Here is a 17,345-nt window from a genome sequence, read left to right on the forward strand (position 1 = left end):
GTCTGTGATTTCTCTGAGAAACCCCCCCGGACCGGAGGGGAGTTGGGATGCGGCGGGAAGGGCAGCGCGCCCGGCCGGATCAGAACAAACCGTCCGGCTCCCTGCCGAACTCCCGGACGGGAAAGGCGCACCCGTCCCCCTCCGGCCCGGCCGGCACCAGCTCCCACCCCGTCATCAGCCGGGTGTCCAGGACGACGACCCCGCGTCCGCCGACCGCCAGATGGAGATCCGGCCCGGCGGCGGCGACCAGCTCCCCGCCCACGCTCCCGCCCGGCACCAGCTCCAGCACCTCACCGAACGCCCCGGGCACCTCCCCGAGCCCGAACACACCCACGTGATCCACGACACGGCAAGGCTCGGGCCGCAACGACTCCGGCCACCCGTCGAGCGCGACGGCCCGCGCGTGCAGCTCCCGCACCTCGGCCGCACGCTCCGCCTCCGTGCCCGGCAGCGCCGACCGCACCGCCCGCTTCTCGGTGTACGGAACCCGGTCCGGCACGCGCAGCGCGGCCCGCAACAGCTCCTCGGTGCGCCGCGCGGCCATCAGCGGACCGGTGCCGAGCCAGGTGAAGCAGACGGCACCCTGTTCGAGCAGCCGGGCCGGCCCCCGCTCCACGGCGGTGATGCCGACCTTCACCCTGCCCGGCCCGAACCAGGCCAGGTAGACCCGGTACGGCCGGGGATCGCCGGCCACCGTGTCGGCGGCCACCGAGTGCGCCCGCTCCAGCCGCGCGCACTCCTCGCACCGGCCGCCCGTACTCCGCCCCGGCACCACGGCCCGCACCGGACAGTCGTTCCCCCGCGCCCCCGCGCACGCCCGCACACCCCCCTCCGGCACGGCGAAGGCGACCCGCTTCCCGCGGGCCGGCGCGCTGCGCCGCCCCCCGTCCCACACCAGCACCGGCCCGCCCGGCGACCAGCGCAGCCCCGTGCATTTCCAGACCCGTGCCATCACTCACGAGCGTAAGGGCAGGGTCTGACAAGGACGTGGGGCACGGTTGCCGACAGGAAGTGCCGGACACGGAGCCGCTGCGTATGGTGCACCGGCAGCCGGTCGACCTCCTCCGGCTGGACGAACCGCAGCTCCGTGGACTCGTCCGAGATCACGAGCCGGCCCCCGACCACACGGGCCGTGAAGCAGACGTTGAACTGCCTGCGCACCTCACCGTCCGAGTAGGCGATGACGTGACGAGGGTCGGTATACGTCCCCACGAGCCCGGTGATCTCCACATCCAGCCCCGTTTCCTCCTTCACCTCGCGGACAGCCGCTCCCGGAAGTGAGTCGGTCATCTCCATGCCGCCGCCTGGCAGCGCCCAGAGATCGTTGTCCCGTCGCCGCTGAAGAAGAACACGCCCTTCGTCGTCGGTCACCACGGCGGACGCGGCGACCACCAGAGTGTTCGGCTCCGGTGCCGCCGGGTCGTCGTAGTACTCGGTCCGTGCCACGGTCCCCCCTGGAGCGGGCCGACATGCCCGGGCCGCGGCGCGTGGAGGATCCGCGCGTCGGCCGTGGCGAAGCCGGCCCGGGTGAGCAGGCGCTCCCACACGGCCGGACGGTAGCTGTAGCGGTAGGTGAACATCGCTTTGCCCGCGACCTGCCCAACGGTCTGTGCGGGCCCGGCGCTCCGCGCCGGCTGACGCGGTTACTGTACTTCGCTGCTGTACGCCCCTGAAACGCAAGAGGCCCCGGAGTAAATCCGGGGCCTCTTGTCTGTGTGCACTCGGCAGGATTCGAACCTGCAACCTTCTGATCCGTCCAATCGTCCGCCCGGTCTTATACGGCACTTCGCCATAAATATCAGGTTGAGATCGGGTTGCTCTCAAAAGACATCGACTGGAACGAGGCGCAAGGTTTGCTGCGCTCTCTAAATTCCGCCTACGAGCAGATCATTGCTACCGATGTTCCCGTGCCGAACCGCGCCTTCGCTCTTGCCCGCAAGAGGATACAGCAAGGACTGGCTTCATAATCCCTCATAAGCTAGGCACCTCTTGCCTCCATAGCAACAGGATAAGAATGGAGGAGCTAAACCTCGAACCTGCGTGAGGGCCCATCATCAAGGTGATGGGCCCTCACGCAGGTTCTGGATAGGTGTATCGTCACTGTCACTATTGTTGCTTCATGCGGCACACAGCATTAGCCGAGGTATGGCCGCTCCCGATGCTCCATAAAGTGTTGAATCCGTAGTCGCTGCGTGTGGTGCATGGGCAGCTTGGCAAGCTCATCAACCGGGAAGAAACGCAGATCCGTGGACTCGTCAGAGATCGCGAGTCGTCCGCCGACCACTCGGGCAGTGAAGCAGACGTTGAACTGTCGGCGCACTTCACCGTCCGTATAGGCAATGACGTGACGCGGGTCGGTATACGTCCCAACGAGCCCGGTGATCTCCACGTCCAGGCCCGTTTCCTCCTTCACCTCGCGGACGGCTGTTCCCGGGAGTGAGTCGGTCATCTCCATGCCGCCTCCTGGCAGCGCCCAGAGATCGTTGTCCCGCCGGCGCTGGAGGAGAATGCGTCCTTCGTCGTCGGTCACCACGGCGGACGCGGCGACCACCATGCTGTTCGGCTCCGGTGCCGCCGGGTCGTCGTAGTACTCGGTCCTGGCCATGGTCATCCTTCTTCGCTTATCGGCGTCGCGGTTTCCCACACCGCGTCGAAGCTGCTGGCGTAGGTATCGAACATGCCACCCTCCCCGCTGCGGCGCAGATGCCACACGGGAGCACCGTAGGCGTTCACGCCCCAGACGTGGGCATTGACCAGCGCCTGGTCGTCCGCGCGATAGATCGAGTTGTAGAGCGTGGTGGCATGGGTCCGGACCTCGATACCAGCGACCTCGGCCAGCGGGCGGTAGTGCATGAGGGCGAGTCTGCAGCGGGACTCGATCCCGTGCCCGAACTTCTCCTCCTTACCGCGCTGCTGAACGTTCGTGCTGTCCGGGTCGCCGACTGCGATGCGGATCGCGCACCCATCGGCAGCTCGTTCTCGCAGCAGGTCATTGAGCCGCGGGTACGCCTCGTGCAGGAAGACAGCGGCGTACACCAACACGTCGATCCGCTCGCGGGCCTGGGTCAGCATGTCCACGAAGGTCGACACGGGGATGTCTGCCCGCTGGTCGTAGAGGGCCACAAGTTCCGGGCTGACGGCGCGGGCGGGGCGTGCCTGCCGGAGCGCAGGCCATAGAGCGTGCACGTCTTCTCCTAGTGTTTCCGCTGCCAGCATGGCCGTGGCTCGACGCGGCGTACGCCCCAGATTGACCCACCGTTCGACGGACTTGGGATCGACCTCGACCTTGTCCGCGAGGGCGGCGTACGTCCATCCGCCGGCCGCCATGGCAGCACGTAGCCTCTCGTTCGGCATCCCAATCTCTCCTAATACGCAGGGACGGCACTAGGGACGTTCTACCCGACGCAGGACGTCCCAAAGTGGGGTGCGTCGGGGGTTCTGGCGTCCTGCTGGGCGGCGGGATGCTCTGCCGCATGGCGAGCAACCAGCAGACCAGACCAGGCATCGGTGAACTGGCGAAAGACACTGCCAGTGGACGGATCGGCGTCGTCATGGATGAGGTCGGCGCCAGGGTGCAGATAAGGCCCATCGGTGGCGGTGTCGAGTGGGACGCCCTGCCGAACAACCTTGTGGCGCCGACCGCGCGGGAGGAACTGAGCGCCCGCCTTGCCATCAAGAACGGCAACAGCCGGGGTGGCCTGTGATGTGCGCCATCGGCCGGTTCGCGAGGGGTCTTTTCGTCATCGTGGTCAGTGAGTCCTGCGGCCTGGTGATCGGTATGGCCCTCGGTATCAGCCAGTAGACCGGCCACCCCGAACGGGATGACACCTTCCTCGGCTCCCTCTTCCCCGTTCGGGGCCGGCCTTCCAAACCCCCGGTGGCCCGTGGTCTCCGCCTCGGTGACCGGCGCGGGCGCAAGTGCCAGAACACAGCGACACTCAAGGAGTATTCGCATGACGGCAACGGCCAACGACCAGAAGACCGGTCGTGCGGTGGCTGGTGAGGAACTGCTCGACAGCCTCAGCCACTTCATGATGGTCCACAACGGACAGACGCGCGAGCGCGCCGAGCGGATCGCGGACCAGGCGGTGGCCTTCGTGGTGACCGCGGCGACCGCCACCGTGCCCATGGTCCCGTCGGACGACGTGGACCTCGGCCTCCACGCGCTCATCCTGCACACCAAGGAGTACGCCGAACTGTGCGATCGGTTCGCGGGCCGCTTCCTCCACCACAACCCCAAGCCGGGTGGAGGGGCGCGTGACCCGAAGAAGGTCGCCGCCTCCGCACACGCGATGAAGGCGGCCGGGTTCATGGTCTTCGACGACCTCTGGACCGTGGACGGCACGAACCTCGCGCAGTGCGACGCGGATTGCGGCCGTCCGTACGGTCAGGCGTAGCGACACGACACCAGCGACGCGGCCGGCCTCGGGTACGGCGTCGGCCGCGTCGCTCGGAAGGAGAACAGACGTTGCCTGGGACACCCCCCGAACTGCCGATCGTCGTGCTCGACGCACTCATGCCCACGGCTCAGCGCCTGGTCCTCAATCGTCGGGGCTCCATGGTCTGGGAGGTCGAGAGCCATCGTGGCCACTACGCCGTGAAGGTCGGATACCCCATCGAGGCAACGGCCGACTGGCCGGCCCAGCCCTGGACGGCGCTCGCACCCGCACGCGAGGGCGCCGTGCTGTACCGCCTCGGCTTCCACGACTTCGCGTACGGCGAGTGGGACGGCGGTACCTGGAACTTGCAGCCGTGGCGCGAGGGGCTCGACCTCTATCGGCTGTGGGAGCCCTGCCGCGATCCGGAGTCGCGCATCGAACCGGACCCCAGCGTGGCTCTGTGCTGTGTGGAAGCCCTGGCCGAACTGCACGCGAAAGGCTGGGCCCATGGCGACATACAGCCCGCACACTTCATCATCGGTCCGGATCGAACTCACCTGATCGACCTGGCGTTGGCGAGTGGTGGTCGCGTACCCGAGGGGTACGACTTCCCGTTCCGCGGCTGCCTCGTTCACTACGAAGCACCGGAGATCGCGCGCAGCGTGCTCGCGACCGGAGAGGCCGAGCCCACGCAGGAAGCCGACATCTACGCGCTCGGCGCCTCACTACTCATCTCCGCCACGGGTTGGCGGGCGGTCGACTACCCGGACGACGCACCACGCCCCGTGCAACGGCAAGCCGTGGCGGACGGCAAGCGCCGACCCGTCAAGGTGCAGGGCGAGATGGGGGAGCTGATCGAGGCCATGCTCAGCCACGCGCCCGGGGACAGGCCGACGATCTACGAGGTCGGCAAGGCCCTGAGCTGAATCCAAGGCCAGGCGCTCCCCAACGCCGCCATTCCACAACGAGACCCAGTCGCCCAAAGACCGGACCACCCCTCAGCCTGGACAGCATTCCGGGTGGTCCGGTCGCGGAAGCCCTGATCAGGACCCCGATGCCGATCGGTACCGGGGCGGTTGGCGCGCTCGGATGCGGGCGCCGCCGCACCCCCGGCTCCCTGTCAATGCACTGGAGAGGGGCCTTGACATGAGCCACCGAAAGTCAGCCACGGCGGCGGGTGCGCCGAACGAACACCCGTCACGTGTGTCTCCAGCAACCCCGTGCCGGCCTCAGCCACGCTTCTTTCGTGCGTCGCGGCCCGTACTCCGCTCCGTCCTGGGCGTTGGTGACGCGACAGGGCAACAGGTCCGAACTGTGGTTCGCGGACCCTGCGATCCCGAATCGGCGAGCCGCTGGGAGGGTGATCGCGCCTGGCGCAAGGTCGGCTTGTTCCTGGTGCTCGGACTGGTCGGGTTGCTTCCTGAGCTGGTCGTCCGCCTCGGCGATGCCGCGCGCTGAGCGGGTGGGGCCGCCGGAGCGGGGCGGCAGACAGGAGCGGCGGCGGCCCGTGGCCGCCAGCGCGCGCGGCCCGCTAAAGAAACTCTGAACAGCTCCGCCGTGCCGGGCCTCTGCCGGTCGTGCGGCCAAGCCCTGATCTCGTCTTCCCAGCCGCTCGCAGCTTTCTACGTCGATTATTCCGCTACACCCATATAAGAGCCTATTTGCTCTGGTGGTCGCCGAACTTTAGCCACAGGCAAGGGCTTGCAGGATGCCGTTGCGGGACCGGTCGGGACCTTCCCGGCCATCCCGTTGGACTGATTTTTGGGGAGGCGCACACCTTCGTCCGCGATCACAAGGGTTCCGACAAGGAGTCGAAGCAGCTCGCTGCCCTGGCGGCTCAGAACGCCCGCCTCCTGGAGGAACTGGTGAAGATGGGGCGCTCGGCGGGCATGATCGTCATCCTCGTCTTCCAGAAGACCACCGGGGACGCGATCCCCACCTTCATCCGCGATGTGTGCCCGGTCGGTCTGTCCTTCGCGCAGAAGACCATCGAGGCTGCCGTGGCTGCCCTCGGTGACGACATCAGGCTGTGGCCCGACGCCAACCCGACCGTGTTGCAGGAACCGGCGTACGTCAGCGAAGCCGATTCCGCCGGCATCGCCGCTCGGACCGCTCACCTCACCGCTGACCCGGCTGACCTGCTCGCCACCCAGCTCCCCGGTATCGACCTCATGAAGGACGACTCGGACGACGACGCCATTCCGCCGCTTGCCGCGTGATCCGCTGGTCCCGACCGCTCACCGTCAGACCCGGAAGGAGGTGAACACACATGACAGAGGACCGGATCACTCAGCGCACCGTGACCGTGGTCATGGGCATCATCGCCGGGCTCGCGTTCGTCTTCTCCTTCGGCAACGTATGGACCCTGGCCCTGCGCCTGGGCGTCCCCGCCCCCATCGCGCCCCTGATCGCCCCCATGGTCGACCTGTCCGTGGTCGGTCTCCTGGTCGCCCTGCGCTATCTCTCCCTGCGCGGCGTCCCGCCCGAGCAGATGACGGCGGCCACCCGGCTGATGCACGTCTCCGGCCTGCTGACCCTGGCCCTCAACATCGCCGAACCCATTGTCACCGGACACTATCGAACCGCTCACCGCCAAGGAAGGGCGCCAGCTCCTGGCGGTGGCCCGTGACAACCGGCTGTGGGCCGTCTACGAGCTGGCGGTCCGCGTCGGCCTGCGTCGGGGTGAGCTGCTGGGGTTGCGCTGGTCGGACGTGGATCTTCATGAAGGTGTCCTCACCGTCCGGCAGGCCCTACAGCGGGTCGGCGGCGAACTGCTGATCGTCGCGCCGAAGACTCAGCGCTCGGCCCGCCGCGTGGCTCTGCCGGCCGAATGCGTGACGGCGCTCCGTGCCCAGCGCGCGCAGCAGATAGCCGACCGGAAGGCGGCCGGTGCCAGCTGGAAGGGGACAGGTCAGGGCCTCGTCTTCACCACGAAGAACGGGACCCCCATCGAGCCGCGCAACCTCAACCGGTCCTTCGAGGCGCTGTGCGCTCGCGCCGGAGTCCGTAAGGTCCGCTTCCATGACCTGCGCCACACCTGCGCGTCCCTGCTCCACGAACAGGGCGCCGACGCCCGAATGATCATGGAAGTCCTCGGCCACAGCTCCATCCGCGTGACCATGGACATCTACACCTTCGTACGACTCGACTCCCAGCGGTCTGCTTTCGACCGCGTGGGCCAAGCCCCTACGGGAGGACGACGACACGAAGTGAGTGAGTAGATGGAGGCGAAACCGAGGCCCTAACTGCAACCCAGTGGTTTCGCACATCCCGAGACGGAGCCCTCGCCGCGCTGGCAGGGGCTCCGTCTCAGCACGGCCTACCTGGGTCAGCCACTGACCAGGTCAATCGTCTCTACCCGAGCGGACCGGATTCGGAGCGTCACGACGATGTCACCGTCTCCATCGACCGTGTAGAAGTCGATGAAGTCGCCAACGGTCTTGAAGCCAGCGGCTTCGACCTCACGCTGCCCGCTGAAGTCCTTATTGATCACGTACTTGCCCATCGCGATCAGCCCTTCGACTTCTTCGGGTCCCTGCCCGGCGGAACGGTGTTCTGCTCCCGCACCTGCCCGTTCTTACCGCGAACGCGAAGCTCTCCGCCGCCCTCGTTGGCCAGGATCTCTTTGGCCCGAGCAACTGCCGCCGCCTGAGTCGGCAGAAGTGCACTGGCTCTCTCGGCCCCAGGCTTCGTCACCGCCCAGCCATCGTCGCGCTTGGACACATCCCGGGTGTTGGGCCGGCCTGTCATGGCACATCCGTTTCCGGAGTCGGACGCGCGGTGCTGCCCGTCTTGGAGGAACCAAGAGAGGGCGATAAGGTCCCAAGGCGCGACCAACGCATCAGGCCCCATTGCCGTGTGCCCAACCCCAAGTTGGGCCCCGGCTGGGGCCTGTTTTGGTTTGGCGGATCAAGTGAAGCACCCCGACTGGCCCAGCAGCAAGCAAGACACCACAACATGTGCCATGACCCAATAGGCACACCACAACATCTAGTGTTCGCGACGGAGCACAACACCAGGCTACCGGCACCCACCGACACCTCAGAGGGCTCAAGGGGAGCTAAGGGCTGGGCAGCCGCACCAACCTCCACCTGCGTCGCCATCGGGCGCAAGCGTCAGCCCCGCGACGGGCGCGCGTCGGGTTCGTGGTCCGCGGTTCGCATCGACAGACGCCCTCGCCGATCGGGGACAGGAGCGGTTGCCGTCAAACACTGCCGTCAAGGCAAAAGCCAGAGGCCCTGTGGATTGCTCCACAGGGCCTCTGGTCTGCTGTGCACTCGGCAGGATTCGAACCTGCAACCTTCTGATCCGTAGTCAGATGCTCTATCCGTTAAGCTACGAGTGCTTGTTCTTTTGTCTTGCCTTCGCTCCCGGTCCTTTCGGCCCGCTCGCGGCGACAGGAAGAACATTACATGACTGCCGCCGTCATGTGAAATCCGCTCCCCGCACCCCTTGTGACCTGCGGAAACGTCCTGAGAGCCGGGGTAGGACGGGAGTAGGGCGGGGGGAACGACGAAGCCCCGATCCTGGGGACCGGGGCTTCGGTGGGAGCGGAGGCGGAGGGATTTGAACCCTCGATGGGCTTTAAGGCCCAAACCGCATTAGCAGTGCGGCGCCATAGACCGGACTAGGCGACGCCTCCAGCACAACCGCTCACGCGAGCGCGCGAATGGTGCGTGCAGATGATGACACAGGCGAGTGCCCTGTCACCAATCGCCCCCCACGGTACTAGGCAGGCGGGCCGCAGGGCAAAGGGCTTCCCGGCGGTGCGCGCGTCGACCCGGCCGACGGTGATCAGGAACCGGCCGGGCGGGCGGGGGCTCCGGTTCCGTACGGCCTCGCGCGTCCGGTGCGTACGGCCGTGAAACCGGGCCCGCGCGGCCGCAACGTCTCGGCCCGTCCCGCGTTGACAGGGCATGGTCTCTGTCCTGCCGGTCACCGCGCGGCGCCGCCTCCTGGGCTTGCTCGCCGCCGCCGCTTGCGTCGTCCCGCTCACCGCCGTACCCGCTGCCGCGGCCGGTGCCATGCCGCCGCCCGTGCGGCCCGAGGACCGGGGTGATCACCTCACCGTCGTGGTCCGGCACGCCGGTGCCGGGCGGGACGGGCGGTACGAGGTGTACTGCCACCCCGAGGCCGGCCGGCACCCGGACGTCGCCGGAGCCTGCCGGACGCTCGACGCGCACACCCGGTGGGGACGCGACCCCTTCACGCCGGTCGCCCCCGGCACCGTCTGCACCATGGTCCACGGCGGCCCGGCCACCGCCCGGATCACCGGTACCTGGGCCGGCCGCCCCGTCGATGCCTCGTACGACCGCGGGGACGGGTGCCGGATCGCGCGGTGGGACCGGATGGTGCCCCTGCTGCCGCGGATCGACGGCCCCGCCCAGGCCGGACCGGTGACGGGTGACAGGTGACGGGCGAGGGGCACGACGTGCCGGTTCGGCGGACGCACCGGTTCCGTAAAGGACCCGGGAAGGTATCGCGGAGCCGGGGTACCGGACAGGCGTTCGCCGTCACTTCCTCGTGGGACCTCCCCCTCATCCGGCGCCGCGAGCACCACCCGTGCCCTTAGACTCCCTCGCGTGACACGTAGCGGGCCCCTTGGCAAGATGGCCCGAGCGGTCGGCAAGGTGCGGTAACAGGGAGGAAGGCGTCTCGTGAGCAGCAGGCCATCCCGAGGCGCTGCTCGCCTCGCAGCCATACTCGACGCGCTGCCGGACGCGTTGGTCCTGGTCAACGCCAACGGAACCGTCGTCAACGCCAACACGATCGCGCTGGAGGCCTTCGAGACGCCCGGTACGGCACTCGTCGGCCGTGGGCTGCTCGATCTGCTCCCGCAGTTCGACTCGCGGCTCATCCCCGGCTCGATGCGGCGGCCCGACCACATGGCCCCCCAGGGGCGGACCAAGCCCACCCGGATGGTCGCGCGGCGCACCGACGGGACCGAGTTCCCGGTCGAGGTCACCAGCGCGAGCCTGGAGAACGGGCAGCAGGCGTACGACGGTTACGGCTACACCGGCGACGAGCTGCTGATGATCGTGGTCCGGGATCTGTCCGGGACCGTCGACACCGAGGCGGAGCTGGCCCGCTCGCAGCGGCAGACCGAGATGATCCTGCGGGCGGCCGCGGAGGGTGTCGTGGGCACCGACACCGACGGGCGGATCGTACTGGTCAACCCGGCCGCCGCCCAGATACTGGGATACCGGGCCGGTGAGCTGGGCGGCAAGGAGCTGCACACCCTCGTCCTGCACTCGCGCGCCGACGGTTCCCCCTTCCCGTACGACGAGTCGCCGCTCGCCGACACCCTGCGCTCCGGGCGCAAGCACCGGGTGCGCGGCCAGGTGCTGTGGTCCAAGGGCGACCGGAAGGTGCCGGTCGACCTCACCACCGCGCCGGTGCGGGACGGGGACCAGCTCGTCGGCGCCGTGATGACCTTCACCGACCGGCGGCCGTACGACGCCCTGGTGGAGGAGAAGGCCGCGCTGGAGAAGGCGCACGCCGAGGAGCTGGAGCGGCTCTCCGAGGAACACGCGTCCGATCTGACCGCGCTGCGCCAGCGGCACGTCACCGAGATCGAGGAACTGCGCGAGCAGCACGCGGAGGAGCTGGCGGCCGGCGAGGACCGGTACGCGGCGCTCGCCGAGCGGGAGAAGGACCGGTACGAGGCCCTGTCCGGGCGGCACGAGCAGTTGCTGACCCTGCTGGGGCAGTCGCTGCGCGGCCCGCTGGACGAGCTGCGGCGCGAACTGTCCGCGCTGGCGGCCGACGACGCCGGCCAGCTGTGGCCCGAGGCCAACCAGGTCCTGCACCACCTGTCCGCCGGGTACTCCCGGATCACCACCCTCATCGACAACGTCCTCGGCTACCAGCGGCTGGACGCGGGCAGCGAGGACATCACCCGTACGAAGGTGATGCTGGACGCCGTGGTCGCCGCCGGGGTGGACGGGGCCGTCGAGCTGATCGGGCCGGGGCGGGTGCAGTTCGCCGTGCACGCGCCGCCCATCGAGGCCGAGGTCGACCCGCGGCGGCTCGCCGTCGCGCTCGCGCACCTCGTCGCGGATGTCGCCGGGGTCGACGCCACCGGCAACACGCCCGTGTCTGCGGGCGGTTACCTGGGCAGCACCGTCGTGGTCGCCGCCGCCCAGCGCGGCGAGGTGGCCCGGATCGAGGTACGCGGGCCGTACGCCGGGGGAGACCCGGTGCACGAGCCGATCGTGCGCGGGATCGTGCGCGCCCACGGGGGTGTGCTCCAGACGCACGAGGTGCCGGGCATGAGCGGCAGCGCGTACGTCCTCGAGGTGCCCCTCGGAGGCGGCGCGGGGGCGGTCGCGGTCGCCCCGCAGGTCCCGCAGGCGGCAGAGGCCCCGGAGGCCGCCCCGGTCGGCGCGGGTGCGCTGACGGCGGGTGCCGTGGCCGGCGGGCCGCTGCCGCAGGTGGGCGGGCCGCTGCCGGAGGCGGTGGCCGGCGTGCCGTTGCCGGACGCCGGTGAGTTCGTCGCGGACGAGGCCGGCGCGGCCGGGCAGGACGGCGCCGGCGGCCGGCGGCGGGCCCGGCGGGGCTCCACCGACGCGTTCCTGGAGAGTGATCTGGCCGGTGCCGGCGACACCGGTGAGATCGGGGCGCCGGCCCCGACCGGACGGCGCCGGCGGCGGGCCGCCGCGCCCGTGGAGGAGACCGTCTCGGTACCGGCCGAGGGCGCCCCGCACGCGTCCGGCGGGACCGGGCGGCGCCGGGCCCGGCCGGCCGACGGCGCGGGCGGAGACGAGAGCGGGGGCGACGGCGTGGCCGAGGGGTCCGTCGTGACCTCGGCCGAGCAGAGCGCGGGGGCCGCCGCCTCGGGTACGGGACTGGGCGGCACCGTGCCGCCGCAGGGCGTACCCGTGGGCACGGGCCGGCGTGCCCGTCGCGAGGTGGAGGCCGCACCGCAGGCCGCCCTGCCCCCCGCCCTTCCGGCGGCGGAAGGCGCAACCGGGGCCGCGTACGGGACCGGGACCGCGACCAGGACCGGTGGCGGAGCGGCGCCGGGTACGCGGGCCGTCGCGGTCCAGGGCGACCCGGCGGTTCCGGCCCAGGGTCAGGCGGGTGGCGCCCCGGACGGCGAGGACGCGCAGCCGGGCGGGCGGCGCCGGCGGGCGCTGGCCGCCGCCGCGGAGCGCGCCGCGGCGCAGGAGGCGAGCGGCCCCCGTACGGTGTTCGCCCTGCCGCCGGCCGAGGCCGACCGGGCCCCCGAGTCCGCTGGGACCGGCGAGGCCCAGGAGACCGGGGCGACTCCGGTCCCTGCGGCCGGTACGGCTCCGGGCCCGGACGCGGGTACGGCCGTACCGGTGGCTCCCGGGGCCGACGCGGAGGCAGCCGTACCGGCCGTGCCGGTGGCTCCGACGGGCCCCGGTGTGCCGGTCGGCCCGAGCGCCGGGACGTCCATGGCTCCGGGCGCGGGTGTGCCCGTCGGGCCGGGGGCCGGGGCCGGCGAGGAGGGCCGGCCGCGCGTCGGCGGTACCGGTCCGCTGCCCGGTCAGGCGCAGGTGCCCGCCCAGACGCCGGTGTCCGTCGAGGGGCTGCCGGGTGCCGCCGCGCGGCACGACGCCGTACCGCCCGACCAGTCCGAGGACCACACCCCGCCGCAGCCCCACCCCACCAGCGCGCCGACCGGCCGCCGGCGCCGGGCCGTGGCCCAGCCGGCCACCGCCCAGCCGGCCGAGGCCGCCCAGGCGGTGGCGCCGGGGACCGTACCCGGCCAGTCCCGGCCGCTTCCGGCGCCGGGCGCTCCCGGCCGGCTGCCGCAGGGGGCCGCCGTACCACCGGTGCCCGGGCCGCACACCCCCGCGGCGGGCGTCCCGGCGCAGGGCACGGGCACGACCGCGCAGGACACGCTCGGACACGGCACGGACGTGCACGGTCCGCTCGCACAGGACACGCCGGCCCAGGGCACGCCGGAGCAGGGAGCGTCGGCGCAGGGCACGATCGGGCAGGGCATCCCCGTCCAGGGCGGTCCTGTCCAAGGCGGTCCCGTGCAGGGCGGTCCCGTGCAGGGCGGTCCCGTCGCCCCCGGTGCCCAGCCGGGTGCCGCCGTGCCCGCCCGGGGCGCGGCCGGACAGCAGGCCGCCCCCGCGGCACCCAGCCCGGCGGGACCGGCCCCGGCCACGCCCGCCCAGAGCACTCCCGCCCATGGCACGCCCGCGCAGGCGCCGCCATCCCCGGCTGCCGTGCCGCCGGGTACCCCGCCCGCCGGTACTCCGGTGGCGGGCCCGGGTCCGCTGCCGTTGCCCGCCGAGGCCCCGCCCGGTCAGGCACCGGGGGGCCGGCCCGCGCCCGTGCCGCCCGTCGGCCCGCCCGCGGCCGGCGCCCCGCCGCAGTGGCCCGGTGCCGGTGACACCGCCGGCGCGGGAACCCCGCTCCCGGCTCCCGGCCCCACGGCCCCCGCCACCCCGCCCCAGGGCACCCCGGCGCCCGGCGCACCCCTTCCCACCGGGGCCGCAGGGCCTGCCGGAGCCGACGAGGCCGCCGCCCCCCGCACTGCGCAACCGCCGCGTGCCGCGCAGCCGTTGCCCGCCGAGGCAGCGGGCGGCGGGCCGGTCGACCCGGACTCGACACAGGGTCGGTCGATCTCCGTGCGGACGCTCGGTCAGGGCGTGCCGTTCGCCCGGCAGGCCGCGCAGGTGCAGCAGCCGACGGCGACCCCGCCGCCGCACGCGCCCGGCGGTTCCGGCCGCCGGCGCAAGCTGGGCACGCCGCCGGACCCGGCCGCCCGGCCGCACCCGGCGGCCGAACCGCTGCCCGGGCACCCGGCGCCCGTGGGCCGGCCCCCGGTGCCGCAGCCCGCGCCGGGGCGGCCGGCCCCGGGTACCGAGGGGGCCGGGCGGTCGTACGCCATCGGCGCCCCGGGGCCCGACGCCGCCGAAGGGCCGGAGCCGCTGGACGGTCCCGGCGGCGCCGTGGAGGTGGCGGACACCCCGCGCCCGCAGCCACTGGACGACGAGCTGCCCCCCGAGCCGCTCGACAACCCGCGCCGGCTGCTGGTGTGGCCCGCGCCGGACGTGACGACGCAGCAGGCGCTCAGCGACCGCGGCTACCGGCCGGTCATCGTGCACTCGCGCGAGGAGGTCGACGCGCAGATCGCGGCCTTCCCCGCCGCGCTGTTCGTGGACCCGCTGACCGGGCCCATCACGCGGACGGCCCTGCAGTCGCTGCGTCAGGCCGCCGTGGCGGCCGAGGTGCCGGTGCTGGTCACGGCCGGGCTCGGCCAGGCGTCGCGCGAGGCGGCGTACGGCGCCGATCCCGCCGTCCTGCTGAAGGCGCTGGCGCCCCGGGACAGCGAGCAGCACCCGCCGCGGGTGCTGCTCATCGAGGAGCACGCGGAGATCGCGCTGGCGCTGACCACGACGCTGGAGCGGCGCGGGATGCAGGTGGCGCGGGCCGCGAGCGACAACGACGCGGTGACGCTGGCGGGACAGTTCCGGCCGAACCTGGTGGTGATGGACCTGATGCAGGTGCACCGCCGACGGGCCGGGATCGTGGACTGGCTGCGCGCCAACGGGCAGCTCAACCGCACCCCGCTGGTCGTCTACACCGCCGCCGTCGACCAGGCCGACCTGCCCCGGCTGGCCTCGGGCGAGACCGTGCTCTTCCTCGCCGAACGGTCCACCAGCACCGAGGTGCAGAGCAGGATCGTCGACCTGCTGGCCCGGATCGGCACCAACTGAGCGCCGGCGGCGGCCGCTAGCGCGCGACCAGTCTGCGGGCCGCCTCCTTCACGGAGGCCCGCAGACGGTCGTGGTCGCCGTCGCCCGTGCCCGCGAGGATGCGTCGCATCTGCGGGACCGCGGACACCCAGTTCGTCAGCGAGATCAGCAGGATCAGCAGGTCGCCGGCCGGGATGGCGTCCGTGATGACGCCCCGCTCCTGGCCCTCCCGGACCGCGGCGACCTTGCGGGCGTAGTGCTCCTGGCGGGCCTCCTCGTCGGGCAGGTCGGCGGTGCCGTACTCGATGCCCTCCCAAAAAAGCAGGCGCAGCAGCTCGGGGTGGGCGGCGTGGTAGTCGAGGAGGCGGTCCACCCAGCCGTCGACGTCGTCGGGGTCGACGGGTACGGCCGAGGCCAGGTCGACCATGCACGTGCCGAGGACCTGGGTGAACAACTCCGCCTTGTTCCCGAAGTAGGCGTAGATCAGCTGCTTGTTGGCCTTGGCCGCGGCGGCGATGCGGTCGATGCGCGCGCCCGCGATGCCGTGCCGGGAGAACTCCCCGACCGCCGCCTCGAAGATCCGCGCCTTGGTGGCCTCGGGGTCCCTCACTGTTGCCATGCGGACAGGGTAGGCGCCCGGGGGCCGGTAACCAACTGTTTGGTTGACGGGAATGCGGACCGTGTCGCACGCTGTTGGAGCCTTTCAACCAACCAGTTAGTTGTGCGAGTCGGCTCTAAGGAGAAGCTCCCCGCCATGCCGTCAGCCACCACCACCCGCCAGGCACCGCCCGTCCCGGACCCCGCCCGCGAACGCCCGGCCTCGGGCACCCTCTTCCTCCTGCTCATCGCCGTCTGCACCGCCGTCACGGCCGCCAACATCTACCTCGCGGCCCCGCTGCTCCCGCTGATCTCCCGCGACTTCGGAACCACCGCCTCGGCCGTGGCCTGGATCGCCTCGGTGGCCCAGCTCGGCTACGCCGCCGGGCTGCTCTTCTTCGCGCCGCTCGGCGACCGCGTCAACCGCCGCTCGCTCGTCGCCTGGCTCTCCGTCGCCACCACGGTCGCGCTGCTCGCCGCGGCCGTGGCGCCGGGCACCGCGGCCCTCGCCGCCGCCGTCTTCGTCGCCGCCGCGGCGACCGTCATCCCCCAGCTGCTGGTCCCGCTGGTCGCCGCGCGCGCCCCGGCCGACCGGCGCGCCCGGCATGTCGCCGCCGTCGTCGCCGGGCTGTTCACCGGCATCGTCGCGGCCCGGGTGCTCGGCGGGCTCGCCGGGCAGGGCCTCGGCTGGCGCTGGGTGTTCGCCGGGTCCGCCGTCCTCACCCTCGCCCTGGGGCTGGCCACCGCGTTCGCCCTGCCGGCCGAGCGGCGGGCACAGCAGGGCCGGCTGTTCTCCGGCATAGCCGAGCTGCCGGGGCTGCTGCGCCGCTCACCCGAGCTGCGGCGGGCCTGCGTCCGGCAGGCGGGGATGTTCGGCGCCTGGAGCGCCCTGTGGACCTCGCTGTCCCTGCTGCTGACCGGGCCGGCGTACGGCCTGTCCACCGCGACCGCCGGGCTGTTCGGCCTCTTCGGGCTGACCGCCAGCGCGGTGGCGCCGCTCGCGGGCGGCCTGGTGGACCGGTTCGGTGCCGCGCGGGTCGTCGGTACGGCGTTCGCGCTGGCCGCCGTCGCCGTACCGCTGTTCTGGCTCGGCGGGCACGTGCTGCCGGCGCTGTTCGCCGCCGCGATCGCCGTCCACGCGGCCCTGGTCGCCTCCCACGTGGCCAACCAGACCGTGGCACTCACCACGACCGCCACCCCGGCGACCGCCAACACGGCCTATGTCGTCTCGGGCTTCGCCGGCGGCGCCCTCGCCTCGGCCGCCGCGGGCCCCGCCTTCGGGCACTGGGGCTGGACCGGGGTGTGCGCGGTGGCGGGCGTGTGGCTGACGCTGGGCTGGGCGACGACCATGCGGACCGGGCGGCGGTGACACGGGGGAGCGGCCAACGGTGACACGGGGGACCGGCCGACGGGTGACACCCGGGGGACCGGCCGACGGGTGACACCCGGGGGGCCGGCCGACGGGTGACACCCGAGGGGCCGGCCGACGGGTGACGCCGGGGACCGGGGCCGGGGCCCCCTCCAGGGGGGCGCGCGGGCTCCGTTCCCGGGCCCGGCCTCGCGGCCTCCGGTACGGCCGGAGGGCCCCTACGCCGTCACGGCCTGCTCGGTACGGGCGTCACAGCCCGGCCGGTGCGGGCGTCACAGCCCGGCCGGTACGGGCGTCACAGCCCGGCCGGTACGGGCGTCA

Annotated in this window: 15 protein-coding genes, 2 tRNA genes and 2 pseudogenes; 9 read left to right on the top strand and 10 right to left on the bottom strand. The window is 72.1% G+C overall.

Annotated features, from left to right (window positions below; genetic code table 11):
* Positions 1-79: 79 nt before the first annotated feature.
* The 5 genes and pseudogenes from AB0E62_RS03065 to AB0E62_RS03085 all read right to left on the bottom strand — a co-directional run bounded on the left by AB0E62_RS03065 (position 80) and on the right by AB0E62_RS03085 (position 3,354).
* Positions 80-952 (bottom strand): DUF2797 domain-containing protein, encoded by an 873-nt coding sequence (locus tag AB0E62_RS03065; RefSeq protein ID WP_362187179.1) that lies wholly within the window; start codon positions 950-952, stop codon positions 80-82.
* Positions 952-1,446: an NUDIX domain-containing protein gene (locus tag AB0E62_RS03070; protein ID WP_362187181.1), complete on the bottom strand. Its 495-nt coding sequence runs from the start codon at positions 1,444-1,446 to the stop codon at positions 952-954. Before AB0E62_RS03070 ends, AB0E62_RS03065 begins: the two co-directional genes overlap by 1 nt.
* Before the next feature lie 11 nt (positions 1,447-1,457).
* A pseudogene (locus AB0E62_RS03075) lies at positions 1,458-1,592 on the bottom strand (SAM-dependent methyltransferase); the annotation flags it as partial.
* Between the two features lie 542 nt (positions 1,593-2,134).
* Positions 2,135-2,605, bottom strand: a complete 471-nt coding sequence (locus tag AB0E62_RS03080; protein ID WP_362187183.1) for an NUDIX domain-containing protein — start codon at positions 2,603-2,605, stop codon at positions 2,135-2,137.
* Positions 2,606-2,607: 2 nt separating this feature from the next.
* A complete protein-coding gene (locus tag AB0E62_RS03085; RefSeq protein WP_362187186.1) occupies positions 2,608-3,354 on the bottom strand; it encodes an XRE family transcriptional regulator in 747 nt (248 codons plus the stop codon).
* Positions 3,355-3,473: 119 nt separating this feature from the next.
* Between AB0E62_RS03085 and AB0E62_RS03090 the strand changes: the two genes are divergently transcribed.
* The 6 genes and pseudogenes from AB0E62_RS03090 to AB0E62_RS03115 all read left to right on the top strand — a co-directional run bounded on the left by AB0E62_RS03090 (position 3,474) and on the right by AB0E62_RS03115 (position 7,600).
* Positions 3,474-3,704 carry a hypothetical protein gene (locus tag AB0E62_RS03090; RefSeq protein WP_362187189.1) on the top strand — a complete coding sequence of 77 codons (231 nt, stop codon included), beginning with the start codon at positions 3,474-3,476 and terminating at the stop codon, positions 3,702-3,704.
* 249 nt (positions 3,705-3,953) lie between these two features.
* The gene (locus AB0E62_RS03095) at positions 3,954-4,397 is read left to right on the top strand and encodes a hypothetical protein (protein WP_164395672.1); all 444 of its coding nucleotides are present in this window, start codon (positions 3,954-3,956) and stop codon (positions 4,395-4,397) included.
* 71 nt (positions 4,398-4,468) lie between these two features.
* Positions 4,469-5,305, top strand: a complete 837-nt coding sequence (locus tag AB0E62_RS03100; protein WP_362187192.1) for a protein kinase — start codon at positions 4,469-4,471, stop codon at positions 5,303-5,305.
* 735 nt (positions 5,306-6,040) lie between these two features.
* Entirely contained in the window at positions 6,041-6,598 is a 558-nt protein-coding gene (locus AB0E62_RS03105) for a hypothetical protein (RefSeq protein ID WP_362187194.1), read from the top strand.
* Positions 6,599-6,648: 50 nt separating this feature from the next.
* Positions 6,649-6,957 (top strand): annotated as a pseudogene (locus AB0E62_RS03110) (DUF2637 domain-containing protein); the annotation flags it as partial.
* Between the two features lie 40 nt (positions 6,958-6,997).
* Positions 6,998-7,600 (top strand): site-specific integrase, encoded by a 603-nt coding sequence (locus tag AB0E62_RS03115; RefSeq protein WP_362187197.1) that lies wholly within the window; start codon positions 6,998-7,000, stop codon positions 7,598-7,600.
* Positions 7,601-7,707: 107 nt separating this feature from the next.
* On the opposite strand, the gene AB0E62_RS03120 is transcribed toward AB0E62_RS03115, so the two are convergent.
* The 4 genes from AB0E62_RS03120 to AB0E62_RS03135 all read right to left on the bottom strand — a co-directional run bounded on the left by AB0E62_RS03120 (position 7,708) and on the right by AB0E62_RS03135 (position 9,021).
* The gene (locus AB0E62_RS03120; RefSeq protein ID WP_344351473.1) at positions 7,708-7,884 is read right to left on the bottom strand and encodes a hypothetical protein; all 177 of its coding nucleotides are present in this window, start codon (positions 7,882-7,884) and stop codon (positions 7,708-7,710) included.
* A gap of 5 nt (positions 7,885-7,889) precedes the next feature.
* On the bottom strand, positions 7,890-8,102 hold the full coding sequence (locus tag AB0E62_RS03125) for a DUF2188 domain-containing protein (RefSeq protein WP_229924281.1): 213 nt from the start codon (positions 8,100-8,102) through the stop codon (positions 7,890-7,892).
* A gap of 549 nt (positions 8,103-8,651) precedes the next feature.
* Positions 8,652-8,724 (bottom strand) — tRNA-Arg (locus tag AB0E62_RS03130).
* Positions 8,725-8,930: 206 nt separating this feature from the next.
* Positions 8,931-9,021 (bottom strand) — tRNA-Ser (locus AB0E62_RS03135).
* 274 nt (positions 9,022-9,295) lie between these two features.
* Here AB0E62_RS03135 and AB0E62_RS03140 point away from each other — a divergent pair.
* Together AB0E62_RS03140 and AB0E62_RS03145 are read left to right on the top strand one after the other, a co-directional pair.
* Positions 9,296-9,793, top strand: a complete 498-nt coding sequence (locus AB0E62_RS03140) for an SSI family serine proteinase inhibitor (protein WP_362187200.1) — start codon at positions 9,296-9,298, stop codon at positions 9,791-9,793.
* 243 nt (positions 9,794-10,036) lie between these two features.
* Positions 10,037-15,079, top strand: coding sequence for a PAS domain-containing protein (locus AB0E62_RS03145; protein WP_362187203.1), 5,043 nt, complete (start codon positions 10,037-10,039; stop codon positions 15,077-15,079).
* A gap of 16 nt (positions 15,080-15,095) precedes the next feature.
* Here the strand turns inward: AB0E62_RS03145 and AB0E62_RS03150 are convergent, their stop codons facing one another.
* On the bottom strand, positions 15,096-15,677 hold the full coding sequence (locus tag AB0E62_RS03150) for a TetR family transcriptional regulator (RefSeq protein ID WP_362187205.1): 582 nt from the start codon (positions 15,675-15,677) through the stop codon (positions 15,096-15,098).
* Positions 15,678-15,812: 135 nt separating this feature from the next.
* Between AB0E62_RS03150 and AB0E62_RS03155 the strand changes: the two genes are divergently transcribed.
* Positions 15,813-17,024 carry an MFS transporter gene (locus AB0E62_RS03155; RefSeq protein ID WP_362187208.1) on the top strand — a complete coding sequence of 404 codons (1,212 nt, stop codon included), beginning with the start codon at positions 15,813-15,815 and terminating at the stop codon, positions 17,022-17,024.
* The last annotated feature ends 321 nt before the right edge of the window (positions 17,025-17,345 follow it).

Source organism: Streptomyces sp. NPDC038707, from assembly GCF_040636485.1.
Classification (GTDB): Bacteria; Actinomycetota; Actinomycetes; order Streptomycetales; family Streptomycetaceae; genus Streptomyces.